This is a genomic window from Streptomyces sp. DSM 110735, from assembly GCF_016482685.1.
In the GTDB taxonomy this organism is placed as follows: domain Bacteria; phylum Actinomycetota; class Actinomycetes; order Streptomycetales; family Streptomycetaceae; genus Streptomyces.
In genome coordinates, this window is the sequence record NZ_JACYHF010000003.1 from 62,141 (window position 1) to 75,245 (window position 13,105).

A 13,105-nucleotide genomic window follows, 5' to 3' on the forward strand; every position below is an offset into this window, starting at 1 on the left:
AGATGTGAAAGTTATGCCACTGTCAGCTGCATGTCCGAGAAGAAGCACCTGTCCGAAGTTCAGAGGTTGCGGTCGCGTCCGTGCCACCTGTGCCGCGCTGAAGGGCGCCGCGGGACCGAGCACCCGAAGTGGACCGGGGAGGAAGACAGCACCGAGCCCGACCCCGTCGTCCTCGTCTGGTACGAGTGCGCCCACGTGCTGTGCAACAACAATTACTTCTGAGGGCGCATCGCGGGTACACGCCCGAAAGGAGGACGCATCAGGGGGTGTTAGACAAGACCGAGAGGAACTACGCGGGCCGCTAGGGATGCTTGTCCGTGCCGCGCCATAGGGTCTCGGACATGAGTGAAGAGCATGTCGAGCACCCGCAGAAGCCGGAGATGGACACAACCTCGTCCGGCATAGCTCCCTATGCCGACGGCCTGAAGCCGCAGAACGCCTTCGCACGTGTGCCCCAGACGGACGTCCGGGAGTTTACCCGGAAGGTGGCCAGCAATCAGCAGACGCTCCAGAAGCTGCGCGAGGGCGTGGTGAAGCAGATCCCTGACCTCAGCCAATTCGGGAAGAAGACGGCGGCCTTGGCGGCCACGTCCGCGCTGGCCCGGCGGGACATGGGTGAGCAGATTCGGCGGCTCGCTCGCGCCACGGTGCCGTTCACCGCCGCCGAGCAGGACTTCGCCCGCAACTTGGGGCGGGTTCTCGACGCGCACCGGCAGACCTGGTCCAGGAACCTCGGCAACCTGGTCAAGCAGGCGCTGGAGCTGATCCCGGCGAACCTGCGGAGTCTGGCGCTGGAGGATCTGCGTGAGGTCATGCGGATCAACGAGGAGGACGGTACCTCCCTCGCCTGGGCCCCCCGAGTCAGCATCGTCGAGGAGCTGATCGCGGCACCCGACATCGACGCCCGCAGCGCTGTTCTCGTGGCTCGCATTGCCGAGATCGCGAATGATGTCGACGCCTCGCTAGCGGTGGTCACGCTCCCGGAGCACCAGATACTCCGGTCCCTGGTGGCCGACTCGGTGTCTGCGCTGCGCGTCGGCCTGTACGGGCCGGCGCAGGCGGCGGCTACGACGGCGCTGGACACGCTGCTGTACGTACACGTGCTCGACTACTTGCAGCACGACCCGGAGAGGGGCAAGGCAGATACGCGCAAGCACTTCCAAGCTCTGGATGTAGAAGAGTGGAATGACGCTTCCGTGGCGGAAGTCGAGTTGGTGCTCGTTGGCGCCGGACTCCTCACCGCCTTCCGGTCCTGGAGGCGTGGCCGGGGGCGGCCTTCGTTCAACCGCAACGGCTCCATCCACCAGGCCGACGATGGCGCCTACTCCCCGGCCCATGCGGTGCGGGCCGTCCTAATGGCGCAGGCCCTGATGCGGTGGCTGGACGACTCGCTCAGCAAGCTGCACGGGATCACCACAGCCGCCTGATCAGGCACGAACGGAGTAGCCCGGCGCGCAGCGGGGACGGCGGCAGGCGAGCCTGGCGGCATGTCCTCCCGCAGCGTCGCCGTGTCCCCGCCCAACGATGCACGTGGACGGCCGGTCCCTCGGCACGGCGTTCAGCCTGCACGACCTGGCCGTCTTCCTTGAGCGGGCAGGTCTGGAGGGTTGGGACGAGCTGGACGTGGCGCAGCACGCCGAGCTGATCGAGTGGCAGGGCGGCGGCCCGGACGTATGGCAGCGGTGACCCAGCCGTGTTCTACGGCCTTGGGGCGCTGTTACTCCCCCATGGCGAACTTCGAAGAAGCCTTGGACCGGTTGGCCGAGGCAGAGACCGTGTACACGCTGTACCTGACGGGCATACAGGCTCACGCTGTCGTGCGAGCCCTGGAGCAGGCGCCACCGACAGATGAGGTGCGCGTCGTGCGGAACCGTCTGCGGAAGCAGCTCGATACGCAGGCGGGCGCGGGCACCTCCAGGGTGGTGGGCGATCCTCAGCGCACCCACATAAACGACGTCCTTCCGGACGCGGAAGCGTTGCTGGCCTTTCAGCCGCGTGCCGGGCGCGGCCCCCGCCGCAATGGCGGGAACGCCGGGGAACCCGGGTAGGACGCGCTCTCCTGGGCCTCCGCTCTCACCCCGGTAGAGGTCAGCGCACCACCTTGCCCCCGAGGACGTGCGCGATCTTCGGGGCGAGACGCTTGCTGTCGGCGCGGGCGGTGTCGGTGGTGGTGGGTAGGCTGACGGCCCATGTGTCGCCCGTGACGGCGATGCCGCCCATGGTCTGGGAGACGCCGCTCCACTCAGTGAGCGCGGGAGCGTTGGGGAACCAGTTGATCCCGGCGTCGCCGGGCGCGGGCTTCCCGGCCTTGTCGGTGACGGTGAAGTCGTAGGCGCTCCCGCCGACGTCGCTGACATACGCGGCCTCGGTGTCCTTGTGGAGCATCGACACAGTGAACCCGGCGTGGTCGAGGGCATCGGCCAGGTCCTGGGCCGTCTTGAAGTGGTGGCCAGCGCCCTCGGGCGCGGTGGGCGCGGTGGGCGCCGGACTGGTCGCCGCGGGCTTGGCGTCGGCGGTGACGGTCTTCTCCGGGCCGAGGAGTGCCCAGCCGGTGGCGCCGACGATGACTCCGAGGGTCCCGGCGATGGCGGCGGTGATGGTGGTCCGCATGTTCCCCCCAGTGATGGCGCGGTAGTTGCGGATCGTCCCATTGGCCTCACATACGATCAACTCGCGCGCAGATGTGCGACATTGTGGTGTGGCCGGGGGCACACCGGTTCTGGTCCGGAGGGCCAGGCAGCGCACCTGTCGCCCGGCAGCATCCGTGCCATGACTCCTGCGAGCGAAGTCCTCATGGCGATCTGCCGCGCCAGAACTCCAGGCGTGCGCTTTCCTTCCTGGACGGTGACCACGCACAGCGGCTATCTCGTGGGCCTCACCAGCGAGATCCCGTCCGTCCACGACCCGTGGAGCCTCGAACAGGCGGTGCGCGGTCAGGCGCTAGCCGCCTTGCTGGAGGCGGGCCTGGTCGAACTTGGTGCGGAGGAGGCCGTCCCCGAGTACGTCGGTCTCGGCCTGGTCTTCGGTGGGAGCCGGGCCGCGTGGCGCCGCTTGTCCGTCACCGAGGCGGGCCGGACTGCGGCAGGACCCGCACTCGGACCCACCTCCCTGATGCCGAGCTACGGCACCGCAAGGCGGTGGCTCGATGAAGAAGTAGCCGGAGCGGGGCTCGACTTCAGGCACTGCTGCGTCTTCAGGTGACGGAGCGGCAAGGTGTCGGCCGCCCAGGCACTGCTCGTGGACGGCCGGCGGTCGGGCTCTAGTCGTCGATGTCAGGCCAGTCGCTCTCGGCCCTCCTGCTCAGGCGAGATGCCTCCCTCCCAGGTAAGCATGAGCTGCCTGTACGGCCTCGGGTTGTCGGGGTCGAGGACGCGCTCCAGTTCGGCTCGATTGGCACGGCGGGCCTCCTTAGCCGCTTCGGCGGCCCGCCACTCGACGATCTCCTCGGCGGTGGCGTCGGTGATGATCAGCGAGTCCGTGTTGCTGGAGAACACCACGAGCCGCCCGTCCGGCTGCCGAATGATCCGCTGCCCCACTGGGTCCTCATCTCCTCGTCGGCTGACACGGCGCCGTCCACCATTCGACACCGATCTGGCTCCAGCCCTCGTCCGTCCGGGTGTTTTTCCGGGCGGCGCCCTCGATGACGTAGCCGTTCTCGGCGGGCTGGCGGCCCGCCTGCTCCTTGGGCAGGACGGGCACCATGCCGTTGATGTCGATCAGGTAGCGGCCGGGGTCGCCGGTCCGGGCGGTTGTACTCTGGATCGGCCGGGCCGAGATCAACCGGACCGACCTCGGCGGCGCCGTCGGGGCCGTGGACGTACATCGTCCAGCGTCCGTGGAGCACGGCAGCCTCGGCGCGGTGGAGCGCGGGCAGGTCGCGGTGAACCGGGTGCGGCTCGGGCATGGTGGTCACTCCTCGATGAGTCGGCCGCCGATGGGCTGGCCATCGCGGACCAGCAGGATGAGCGGGCGGCGCAGGTCTTCGTCCCGGAGACCACCGTCGTGGCGGCTGAGGTCGCCGAACTTGTCACGCAGGCCGCCCTCGTCGGGGTACCCCCAGGGATAGGCCACGTTGTCCGTAGCGCGGACACGCAGGGCGCCTTCCGCGTCGAGCACGACGTCGCCGGGCTTCCAGATCGGGTGGAGGGTGGTGATCGTATGGACTCGTCCCTCGGGGCCGGGCTGGGCGCTGCCGGTGGTGGCCGGGAACGCGGTAGCGGGTTCGGCGGGCGGCTCCTGGCAGTCGTCGTCGGTGGTGGCGACGTGGTAGCCGCGCCGCCCGCTGAGCGCGGTGGCGATGGTGGCGATGGTGGAGCCGAGCCACTTGTCCGCCCGGCCGCTGGTGTCGTCCGGCTGCGGCCAACGGCCCTTGGACTTGTCGGCGCGGATGCTGCCCGCCTTGATGCCGGTCAGCTCCTCGATGTCGCGGGCAGTGTAGAGCCGGGTGGGCTCCAGCTCGACGGCGTGCCTGTTGATGTGGTCGCGGACGAAGTCGGCCACGGCCTAGGCGTCGTACGCCTTGTGCCGTCCGTCGCGGCCGGTCGAGTCCGGGAACTCGGGGCGCTGGACCCAGTCGTTGGCGACGCCAACTTGCCCGTCGGCGGTCTGGCCAGGTGAGGGCCCCCTCGGGCGGCGGGTGACGACGTGCCGGGGGGCGGGTTGTGGCGCACCCTGGGGGAATGAGGTCGGGAGGGTGGGCCGTGGGGCCGCGGTGGTCGGTGCGTTCGGCGCATGCGCTGCCGCTGTTGCCGATCGCGCTGATCGTGGTGATCACGGTGGTGGATCTGCGGGTGCCGACGGACATACATCTGGGACCGGCACTCGTGATCGCTCCGGCGCTGACGCCGTCGCTGGCCGGACCCCGGACGACCGCGTTCGTGGGGGCGCTCGCGCTCGCCGCGCAGGTGCTCATCGGGTATCAGCACGGTGGGATCGGTACGACGAACCACATCGTGCAGCTCGTCACCCTGGCCGTGCTGTGCGTGATCCTCGTGGTCTACAGCGTCGTGCGCGAGCGGCGGAAGGCGCAGTTGGCGCAGGTCCGCAGTGTGGCCGAGGCGGCGCAGCACGTGCTGATGTGGCCGTTGCCCGAGCAGATCGGTCCGTTGCGGATCGCGTCGCTGTATCTCGCGGCCGAGGACGAGGCGCAGATAGGCGGGGACCTGTACGCGGTGACGCCGGGCGAGGGCGCGGTGCGGGTGCTGATCGGGGACGTACGGGGCAAGGGGCTTCCGGCGATCGGGGAGGCGGCGCTGCTGCTCGGCGCGTTCCGGGAGAGCGCGCACCGGCACATGCCGCTCGGGGAGCTGGCGACCGCGCTGGACCGCAGCATCACGCGGTACGCCGCCGAGCTGGACACCCCGGAGGAGGCGGGCGAGCGGTTCGCGACGGCGCTGCTGGTGGAGATCCCGGAGGGGGACTCGATCACGCTGATGACCAGTTGCGGCCACCCTCCCCCGCTGCTGCTGAGCCCCGGCCACCACGTCTCCGTCCCGAGCCTGCACCCCTCCCCGCCGCTCGGCGTCCACGGCGACACCGAGCACACGGTGGACGCGTTCGCCCTCGCCCCCGGCGACACCCTTCTCCTCTATACGGACGGTGTCATCGAGGCCCGCGACAGCCAGGGCCGCTTCTATCCCCTGGCCGACCGCGTCGCCCGCTGGACCGACGACACCCCGGAGGCCCTGATGCACCACCTGCGCCGCGACCTCCTCGCCCACGTCGGCGGGCGCCTCGGCGACGACGCGGCCCTGGTCGCCGTACACCGGGCGCCCGCCGATCACCACCGGCATCATCACGGGTGGGCACCGCACCGATGACCGCCGCCGCCCCCTCGGGGACCGGGCAGACCGCCTGTTCGAGGTCCCTGCACACCCCGCTGCGGGACTTCCTGCGCACCGAGACCGGCAGCGCGCTGGTGCTGGTGGTCGCCGTGCTCGCCGCGCTGGTGTGGTCCGGTTTCGCGCCGGGGGTCTACGAGAACGCCTGGACGACGCGGGTGGCGGTCAGCGCGGGCTCCGCCGGGCTCGGTCTGGACCTGCGCGGCTGGATCAACAGCGGTCTGATGGCGCTGTTCTTCTTCGTGGTCGGGCTGGAGGCGCGCCGCGAGTTCGACATGGGTGAGCTGCGCGAGCGCCGCCGGGTCGCGCTGCCCCTGGCCGCCGGGCTCACCGGGATGCTCGTCCCGGTGCTGATCTTCCTGGCGTTCGCCGCCGGGGACGGCGCCGGTCACGGGTGGGGCGCGGCAATGTCCACGGACACCGCGTTCGCCCTCGGGACACTCGCTCTGCTGGGCAGGCGTCTGCCGTCGGCGCTGCGCACCTTCCTGCTGACCGTGTCCGTGGTCGACGACTTCGTCGCCCTCGCGGTCATCGCCTTCGCCTACAGCGGCAGTATCTCCTGGCCCGCGCTCCTCGCCGCCGCGGCCGTCTTCGCGGTGGTGCTGCTCCTGCGCAGGGCGGGCGTCCGCAACGGCGTGGTGTACGCGGTGGCGGCGGCCTGTGTCTGGGTGGCGCTGCTGGAATCCGGCATCGATCCCGTCGTCACCGGGCTGGCGTTCGGGCTGCTCACCTACGCCTATCCCGCCTCGCGCAGCGAACTGGAGCGGGCCACCGGGCTGTTCCGGCTCTTCCGGGAGCAGCCCACCCCGGAGCTGGAGCGGAACCTGCGCCAGGGGCTGGCCGCCGCGATCTCGCCTAACGAGCGGCTCCAGCAGCTCTTCCACCCGTGGACGAGCTACGTCATCGTGCCCCTGTTCGCCCTGGCCAACGCCGGTATCCACGTGAGCTGGTCGGGGCTCGTGGACAGCCTCGGCTCACCGGTCACCCTCGGCATCCTGGTCGCCTACGTCGTGGGCAAGCCGCTGGGTGTCTTCGCGGCGGAGTTCGTCACCACGCGGGTGAGCCGCGGCAGGCTGCGTCCGCCGGTCGGCTGGGGTTCGGTGCTCGCGGGCGGTACGGCGGCCGGGGTCGGCTTCACCGTCTCCCTGCTGATCGCCACGCTCGCCTTCAGGGGCGAGGAGCTGACCCGTGCCAAGGTGGGCGTGCTCGCCACCGTGCCGGTCTCCCTCGTCCTGACCTGGGTGGTCACCGGTCTCGTCCACGCGCTGCCGCACCTCGGCCGCTCCCGGGCGCTGCTGGGGACGGCGGAGACCATCACCGACCTCGCCGTCCCCGTGGACCGGGACCGCGATCATGTGCGCGGTCCGCTGGACGCCCCGGTGACGGTGGTGGAGTACGGCGACTTCGAGTGCCCGTACTGCGGTCAGGCCGAGCCCGCCCTGCGCGACCTGGTCGCGGGCGACGGCGACGTCAGCTACGTATGGCGCCATCTGCCGCTCGACGACGTGCACCCGCACGCCCAGTTGGCCGCCGAGGCGACCGAGGCGGCTGCCCGGCAGGACGCCTTCTGGCCCATGCACGACGTCCTGCTCACGCACCAGGGCGCCCTGCGCGTCTCCGACCTGCTGCGCTACGCCGAGGAACTGAGCCTGGACACCGCCCGCTTCGAGCGGGACCTGCGCACCCACGCGGGAGCCGCCCGGGTGGCCGAGGACGTCGAGTCGGCCGACCTCAGCGGGGTCGCGGGGACACCGACCTTCTTCGTCAACGGGCGGCTGTACCGCGGTTCCTACGACCTGAGCGGTCTCGCCGAGGCCGTCCGCAGCGCGCGGGAACGCGCCGCGCTGACCACGGGCTGACCCCGGCGCCCCTCAGCGCACCTGCTTCAGGTCCGTGATCTTGCGTGTCGTCAGGTCCGACTGGACGTCGATCCGGGTGACCTCGGGGTGCTTGCCGTCGCTCCACGTCAGGGTGACGCGGGTGGTGGCGTGGCCCATGCCCGAACCGGCGTACGCGGCCTTCCACTTCACCGGGGTGTTCTGGGCGAAGAGGATGCCGTCGGCGTGGTTCCTCTGCTCCCAGGCGGTGACCTTCTTGCGGGTGGAGGCGGTGAGGTAGAAGCCGCGGAGCGCCTTGGCGTCGGCGGCGCTCGCCGGGTCCTCGCCGTCCCAGACGGCGTCGATGTAGGCGCCGTAGAAGTCGGCGACGCGCTGGGTGACGTTGCGGGGGTCGCCCTGGGCGGTCGTGACGGCGGCGGGGCGGGCGGATGCCGGGGCGGGCGTGTGGGAGGTACCCGCGAGGGCGGGGGTCACGGCGGCGAGGACCAGACCCGCGCCGAGGGCGACGGTGGTCAGCGGTGTCATGCGGTTGCGGATGGACATGTGACTGATTCACCCGTTTTCTACGAGACCGGGCCGTTCCCGGCCGTTGACGGACCGTAAGACCGCGATTGTCACGTCCTGGTTCCCGTATCCCGGCACTGTTCGCCCGATGTCCCCTGCCCGGCGCAGCCGCCGCGCTCAGTCGGCGGCCGTGAACGCCAGCACCGCGTTCTGGCCACCGAAGCCGAACGAGCTGCTGAGGGCCGCCCGCATGTCGTGCGCGCGGGGCGCCTTGGCGACGACGTCCAGGTCGATCGCCGGGTCCAGGGTGTGCAGGTTGGCGGTCGGCGGGATGAGCTGGTGGCGCAGGGTGAGGACCGTGCAGGCGGCTTCGATGGCGCCCGCGCCGCCGATGGCGTGGCCGATGGTGCCCTTGACGGCGGTGACGGGCGGCGGCTTGCGGAAGATCTGGTGCAGGGCGTTGTGTTCGGCGAGGTCGCCCTGGGGGGTGGAGGTGCCGTGGGCGTTGACGTGGTCGACGTCCTCGGGGGCGAGTCCCGCGTCCGCGAGGGCGCCCTGGATGGCGCGGGCGGCGCCGTCGCCGCCGGGGTGCGGGGCGGTGAAGTGGTGGGCGTCGCAGGAGGCGCCGAACCCCGAGACGTAGGCGGCGGGACGGCTCCCCCGGGCGCGGGCGTCCTCGGCGCGCTCCAGGACGAGGACGGCGGCGCCCTCGCCGAGGACGAATCCGTCGCGGTCGCGGTCGAAGGGGCGGGACGCCTCGTGCGGGGCGTCGCTACGGCGGGACAGCGCGCGCATCTGGGCGAAGCAGGCGGCGGTCATGGGCAGCCGGGCCGACTCGCTGCCCCCGGCGAGGACCAGGTCGCAGGCGCCGGACAGCAGCCAGTCGCGGGCGAGTCCGATCGCGCTCGTGCCGGAGGCGCAGGCGGTGCTGACGACCATGTTGGGTCCGGTGACCCCGAGGTCGAGGGCGATCTCGGCGGCGGCCATGTTGGGCACGCTGCGCGGCAGCGCGAGCGGGGAGACCCGGTCGGGCACCTGGTCCGCGAGCCGGTCGAACTCCGCCTGCCAGCCCTGCATGGAGCCGGTGCCCACCCCCATGACGACGCCGACCCGGGCGGCTTCCCAGCCGTCGGCGCCGAGCCCGGTGCCGACGCCGGTACCGAGCCCGGCGTCGGCCACGGCCTCGCGCGCGGCGAGCAGCGCGAAGGTGGTGAAGCGGTCGAGGCGGCGGCTGAGCCGGTGCCCGAGGAGCCCGGCCGCGTCCAGCTCGGGCACCCGGCAGGAGAACGCCACCGGCAGCCCGTCGAGCCCCGGGTCGGGGGCCGCCGTGGAGAGCCCGGCGCACAGCCCCTCCCACGCCGCGTCCCTGCCGATCCCGGCCGGCGTGACCAGTCCGAGTCCGGTGACGGCCACGGGGGGACGCCGGTTCATGTCACCTGATTTCACGAGCTGCATGTGCCGTGATTATGCGGACCTGTGGCGCCCTGCCCGCCGCGCCACACTCGTTCGGCCGAGGACCGCGCCCGCTACCACCCGTATGCGCGAACGCGGCGCCGCTCAGGCGATGCCGTCGTACGACCCTGGTACGGCGGCGGACGACCGTCCCGCCATACCGCTCGACCGTCCGGCGCGCCCGCTCGAACGTCCCGTGCGGTCGATCGGTACGGCGTCCAGACCGGGGTGTGCGGTGAGCAACGTGGCTGCCGCGGCGCGCAGTTGGCGGGCGGTGCGGCGGCAGGCGGCTGCCTGGCGGGTCAGGGCGGGGCGGGTGTGGGCCGGGGTGGCGGGGCAGGTGGCAAGCGACTTGGCGGTGGCGACGAGGCGGCGGGCGTAGCCGTCCATCAGCTCGGCGTCGGCGCGCAACCCGGCTGCCCGGTCGAGGAGTTCGGCCGCGCGCGGCGTCGTACGGGGGGACTCGGTCACCATGGCTGCTCCCGGTCGCGTGGGGTCGGTCGCGGTCTCGGTCTCTCGGGGCGGTCTCAGCGCGGCAGCACCGCCCCGGCACTGCGGTGGACCATGGACTGCGGGCAGGACAGCACGAACAGCGGCGGCGCTCCGTCGGCGCCGAGCTTGCGCAGTTGCCCGGACATGGGTTCGGCGGCGGAGGTGTCCAGGCGCAGCCGCACGCCCGCGCCGAGGTGCAGCCGGGGGCGCCCGCTGGTGCGGACCAGGGTGCGGACGGTGCTCTCGCCGCGCCTGCCGTAGAGCACCCAGTCGGCCTCGGGGCAGCGGACGCCCGGACCGAGCCGCCCCTCGACGGTGACGCCGATGTCCGGTGCGGTGAACCGGATATGACGACCCATCAGGTCGGCTTCGGCGGGGGCGAGCAGCGCGGGCAGCCCCCAGATCTCCCGCGCGACGACCTGCGCCTCCTCGCTGGTGACGGCGAGCGAGAGGACGTACCGGCCGGTGCGGCGCAGGTCGGCACGGCGCAGCAGGTCGGTGGCGAGGTCGAGGGGGCGGGGCCGCCACAGGTCGTCGACCAGCACCGACAGGACGATCTCGGTGTACGGGCCGATGGTGGAGCTGCGGTGTTCGTACAGGGACAGCACCGCGAGCGCCCGGCGCGCCGGGGTGCTCGGCCGCATCCAGGCGACGTGGGGCAGCAGCGCGCGTACGGCATCGGCGTCGGCCGGGAAGCACAGGTGGGCCGAGGAGGAGTCGTGGTAGCGCACCGGCATCGAGACCGGACCCCGGGTGGTGGCGAGGGACGTGGTGGGCAGGGTGAGGAAGGGGTGGCCGTCCGGCGGGTGGGCGCGGTTCTTGAGGCGGTACGCCTGGGTGCGCACGACGGGTCCCCGGTACGGCGCGAGCGCGCGGTCGATGTCGTCGCGTACGGCGGGGGCGGTGGTGCGCAGGTGCTCCAGGTAGCCGCGCAGTGTGTGGGAGCGGGGGAACTCCCTTGCCGTGCCGGTGAATTCGGCCTCGTAGCGGTTCGGGTGCGCCTCGGCGGCGCCGCCCCGGCCCTCGGGGGCGGGCACGATGTCGTGTTCGTCGGTGACGCGGGCGACCCAGGTGCGCGGGTCGGCGGGTTTGCCGCGGTGGGGCGGGGAGCCGACGGCGACGACGTGGGTGACCCGGTAGGTGGCGCAGAACTCGGGGTCCTGGGCGAGGTTGAGCAGCGCGGTGCCGCCCTCGCCGTGGCCGATCAGTGCGAGGTCGGCGCCGCGCGGGATGCCGTGGTCCTCGATGGCGGGCAGCAGGGCGCGGGTGTAGGGCGAGCCGGGCGTGAACTGCTCCTGCCAGGCGCCGAGCACGTCGGGCGGCGCGTCGTCGCGGGGGCGGCCGGGTGCGGTGCCGGGTGCCTGGACGACGTAGCGGACGACGCCGTCGGGGCCGCGCACGTTCTGGACGAGGACGCGTCCGGCGCAGGACAGGGTCTCGATGTTGCGCAGGAAGCCGAGGAAGGAGCCCTCGGTGGCGATGGTCTGCCGTTCCTGGCCGGTGAGCGCGGTGCCCTCGGCTGCCGCGTCGCCGGTTCCGCCCGCCGGTCCGCCCTCGGGGTCGCCCGCGCGGTCCGCCGGTTCGGCGTCCAGCAGGGCGCGCACGGGCGGCAGTTCGGTCATCAGGGCGGTGAGTCCGGCCAGGGAGCGCTGGGCGTCCGGGGTGCGGAACAGTCCGCGCAGGGCGCGTACGGCGTCGCGGTCGCGGTGTGCGGTGAGGGCGCGGCGGAGTCTGCGGACGCCGGGTTCGCGGGCGAGTTCGGGGTGGCCGGTGAGGAGGGCGGCGGTGCGCAGCCGCAGTGCGGTGACGGCCACCCTGGCGGCCAGGTTCTCCCCGCCGAGAGCGGAGGCGCCCGCGCCGAGCATCCGGGCCAGACCCCGGGCGTCGCGGGCGGGCGGGGCGCCCAGACCCCAGCGGTCCGTGAGGGCCCGCAGCAGCGCGGCGCGGGCGGCCGGGGAGAGTCGGGTGCGGCGGCGGCGCGGTCCTGCGGGGGCGGGCGCGCAGAGCGCGGCCGTGGTGCGCGCCGCCACCGCGCGTATGCCCTCGGCGGCGTCGAGCACCTCGCGCGCGGACCGCCGCAGCAGTTCCGCCGTCTCGCGTCCGTCGTCGTGCTGTCCGCCCTTGATGGGCCGTCCGGGTGCGTGGCCGTCCGCTGGCATCCGACGCTCCCTCGGTTCGACTGTGTACGACAGGCCCTGGAGACGGCCTCGGTTTCATCGTCGGCCAGCGTCTGCGTGCCCGCACTTCCGTCCGGGTCGCAGGTGAGACGGTGACGGGGGCGCCGAGGGCTCCGCCGGAAGACCCGCCGGGTCCGCGCGGAACCGGGCCCGCAGGGCGCTCGGGCGGGTCGGCCGAGGGGGCGCTCGGCCGGTGCGGGAGGCCCGCCGTATCCGCTCCGGTCGACCACTCGAACGGGTTAACCGGGGCGGTGGCGGGACCGTCCGGTCAGACCTCGGCGGACAGGGAGGCGGCCACGGTGGCGCCCAGTTCCCAGCAGGACTCCGTGTCGGTCTTCGCGGGGGTGCCGGTGACGGTCACGGTCTCGGCGACGCGGCGCCAGCCCAGTCCGGTGGTGATCGCGTCGAGACCGCGCAGGGCGCCGGTCACGTCGCTGCCGCCGTGCACCCAGGCGCCGAAGGGGCGTCCCCGGGTGGCGTCCAGGCAGGGGTAGTAGACCTGGTCGAAGAAATGCTTCAGGGCGCCGGACATGTAGCCGAGGTTGGCAGGCGTGCCGAGGAGGTAGCCGTCGGCCTCCAGCACGTCGGAGGCGGTCGCGGCGAGGGCGGCGCGCCGTACGACGCGGACGCCCTCGATCTCGGGCGTCTGCGCCCCGGAGAGCACCGCCTCGAACAGTTCCTGGCAGTTCGGCGAGGGGGTGTGGTGGACGATCAGCAAGGTGGGCACGCCTGGAAGCGTGCCCTGCGGGCACCGGGAGCCGCAAACGGGGTCGTTGTGGCGCACCGGCGGGGGTGCGACGAT

At 72.6% G+C, this 13,105-nt stretch carries 16 protein-coding genes; 7 read left to right on the forward strand and 9 right to left on the reverse strand.

What is annotated here, in order from left to right:
- Positions 1–30 precede the first annotated feature (30 nt).
- From IF655_RS05710 to IF655_RS05725, 4 genes are all read left to right on the forward strand, one after another.
- Complete coding sequence (locus IF655_RS05710; RefSeq protein WP_199582469.1) at positions 31–222, forward strand: hypothetical protein; 192 nt, start codon at positions 31–33, stop codon at positions 220–222.
- Between the two features lie 119 nt (positions 223–341).
- Positions 342–1,427 carry a hypothetical protein gene (locus IF655_RS05715; RefSeq protein WP_199582472.1) on the forward strand — a complete coding sequence of 362 codons (1,086 nt, stop codon included), beginning with the start codon at positions 342–344 and terminating at the stop codon, positions 1,425–1,427.
- Between the two features lie 103 nt (positions 1,428–1,530).
- Positions 1,531–1,686: a hypothetical protein gene (locus IF655_RS05720; protein ID WP_199583359.1), complete on the forward strand. Its 156-nt coding sequence runs from the start codon at positions 1,531–1,533 to the stop codon at positions 1,684–1,686.
- Positions 1,687–1,727: 41 nt separating this feature from the next.
- Complete coding sequence (locus IF655_RS05725; RefSeq protein ID WP_199582475.1) at positions 1,728–2,048, forward strand: hypothetical protein; 321 nt, start codon at positions 1,728–1,730, stop codon at positions 2,046–2,048.
- Positions 2,049–2,088: 40 nt separating this feature from the next.
- On the opposite strand, the gene IF655_RS05730 is transcribed toward IF655_RS05725, so the two are convergent.
- Positions 2,089–2,610, reverse strand: coding sequence for a hypothetical protein (locus tag IF655_RS05730; RefSeq protein WP_199582478.1), 522 nt, complete (start codon positions 2,608–2,610; stop codon positions 2,089–2,091).
- A 159-nt stretch (positions 2,611–2,769) separates the two neighbouring features.
- On the opposite strand from IF655_RS05730, the gene IF655_RS05735 reads away from it, so the two are divergent.
- The gene (locus IF655_RS05735) at positions 2,770–3,201 is read left to right on the forward strand and encodes a hypothetical protein (RefSeq protein ID WP_199582481.1); all 432 of its coding nucleotides are present in this window, start codon (positions 2,770–2,772) and stop codon (positions 3,199–3,201) included.
- Between the two features lie 71 nt (positions 3,202–3,272).
- Here the strand turns inward: IF655_RS05735 and IF655_RS05740 are convergent, their stop codons facing one another.
- The 3 genes from IF655_RS05740 to IF655_RS05750 form a co-directional block, all read right to left on the reverse strand.
- Entirely contained in the window at positions 3,273–3,536 is a 264-nt protein-coding gene (locus IF655_RS05740) for a hypothetical protein (RefSeq protein WP_199582483.1), read from the reverse strand.
- A 7-nt stretch (positions 3,537–3,543) separates the two neighbouring features.
- A complete protein-coding gene (locus IF655_RS05745; RefSeq protein WP_199582486.1) occupies positions 3,544–3,780 on the reverse strand; it encodes a hypothetical protein in 237 nt (78 codons plus the stop codon).
- Positions 3,781–3,909: 129 nt separating this feature from the next.
- Positions 3,910–4,500: a hypothetical protein gene (locus IF655_RS05750; RefSeq protein WP_199582489.1), complete on the reverse strand. Its 591-nt coding sequence runs from the start codon at positions 4,498–4,500 to the stop codon at positions 3,910–3,912.
- 179 nt (positions 4,501–4,679) lie between these two features.
- Here IF655_RS05750 and IF655_RS05755 point away from each other — a divergent pair, with 179 nt between their 5' ends.
- Together IF655_RS05755 and nhaA are read left to right on the forward strand one after the other, a co-directional pair.
- Positions 4,680–5,819: a PP2C family protein-serine/threonine phosphatase gene (locus IF655_RS05755; RefSeq protein WP_199582492.1), complete on the forward strand. Its 1,140-nt coding sequence runs from the start codon at positions 4,680–4,682 to the stop codon at positions 5,817–5,819.
- Complete coding sequence (gene nhaA / locus IF655_RS05760; protein WP_199583312.1) at positions 5,816–7,699, forward strand: Na+/H+ antiporter NhaA; 1,884 nt, start codon at positions 5,816–5,818, stop codon at positions 7,697–7,699. The genes IF655_RS05755 and nhaA overlap by 4 nt, the downstream gene beginning before the upstream one ends.
- Positions 7,700–7,711: 12 nt before the next feature.
- Here nhaA and IF655_RS05765 read toward each other — a convergent pair whose 3' ends face one another.
- The 5 genes from IF655_RS05765 to IF655_RS05785 form a co-directional block, all read right to left on the reverse strand.
- Positions 7,712–8,221 (reverse strand): hypothetical protein, encoded by a 510-nt coding sequence (locus IF655_RS05765; RefSeq protein ID WP_199582495.1) that lies wholly within the window; start codon positions 8,219–8,221, stop codon positions 7,712–7,714.
- A 138-nt stretch (positions 8,222–8,359) separates the two neighbouring features.
- Entirely contained in the window at positions 8,360–9,613 is a 1,254-nt protein-coding gene (locus IF655_RS05770; RefSeq protein ID WP_199582498.1) for a beta-ketoacyl synthase, read from the reverse strand.
- A gap of 126 nt (positions 9,614–9,739) precedes the next feature.
- The gene (locus IF655_RS31425) at positions 9,740–10,108 is read right to left on the reverse strand and encodes a hypothetical protein (protein WP_199582501.1); all 369 of its coding nucleotides are present in this window, start codon (positions 10,106–10,108) and stop codon (positions 9,740–9,742) included.
- A gap of 53 nt (positions 10,109–10,161) precedes the next feature.
- The gene (locus IF655_RS05780) at positions 10,162–12,285 is read right to left on the reverse strand and encodes an acetoacetate decarboxylase family protein (RefSeq protein ID WP_199582504.1); all 2,124 of its coding nucleotides are present in this window, start codon (positions 12,283–12,285) and stop codon (positions 10,162–10,164) included.
- A 286-nt stretch (positions 12,286–12,571) separates the two neighbouring features.
- A complete protein-coding gene (locus IF655_RS05785) occupies positions 12,572–13,030 on the reverse strand; it encodes an NAD(P)H-dependent oxidoreductase (RefSeq protein ID WP_199582507.1) in 459 nt (152 codons plus the stop codon).
- Positions 13,031–13,105: the final 75 nt, after the last annotated feature.

Bases quoted from the DNA above. Each gene is read 5' to 3' on its own strand.
- IF655_RS05735 (WP_199582481.1), top strand. From the start codon at position 2,770: ATGACTCCTGCGAGCGAAGTCCTCATGGCGATCTGCCGCGCCAGAACT.
- IF655_RS05755 (WP_199582492.1), top strand. From the start codon at position 4,680: ATGAGGTCGGGAGGGTGGGCCGTGGGGCCGCGGTGGTCGGTGCGTTCG.
- IF655_RS05725 (WP_199582475.1), top strand. From the start codon at position 1,728: ATGGCGAACTTCGAAGAAGCCTTGGACCGGTTGGCCGAGGCAGAGACC.
- IF655_RS05765 (WP_199582495.1), bottom strand. From the start codon at position 8,221: ATGTCCATCCGCAACCGCATGACACCGCTGACCACCGTCGCCCTCGGC.
- IF655_RS05770 (WP_199582498.1), bottom strand. From the start codon at position 9,613: ATGAACCGGCGTCCCCCCGTGGCCGTCACCGGACTCGGACTGGTCACG.
- IF655_RS05710 (WP_199582469.1), top strand. From the start codon at position 31: ATGTCCGAGAAGAAGCACCTGTCCGAAGTTCAGAGGTTGCGGTCGCGT.
- IF655_RS31425 (WP_199582501.1), bottom strand. From the start codon at position 10,108: ATGGTGACCGAGTCCCCCCGTACGACGCCGCGCGCGGCCGAACTCCTC.
- nhaA (WP_199583312.1), top strand. From the start codon at position 5,816: ATGACCGCCGCCGCCCCCTCGGGGACCGGGCAGACCGCCTGTTCGAGG.
- IF655_RS05715 (WP_199582472.1), top strand. From the start codon at position 342: ATGAGTGAAGAGCATGTCGAGCACCCGCAGAAGCCGGAGATGGACACA.
- IF655_RS05780 (WP_199582504.1), bottom strand. From the start codon at position 12,285: ATGCCAGCGGACGGCCACGCACCCGGACGGCCCATCAAGGGCGGACAG.
- IF655_RS05730 (WP_199582478.1), bottom strand. From the start codon at position 2,610: ATGCGGACCACCATCACCGCCGCCATCGCCGGGACCCTCGGAGTCATC.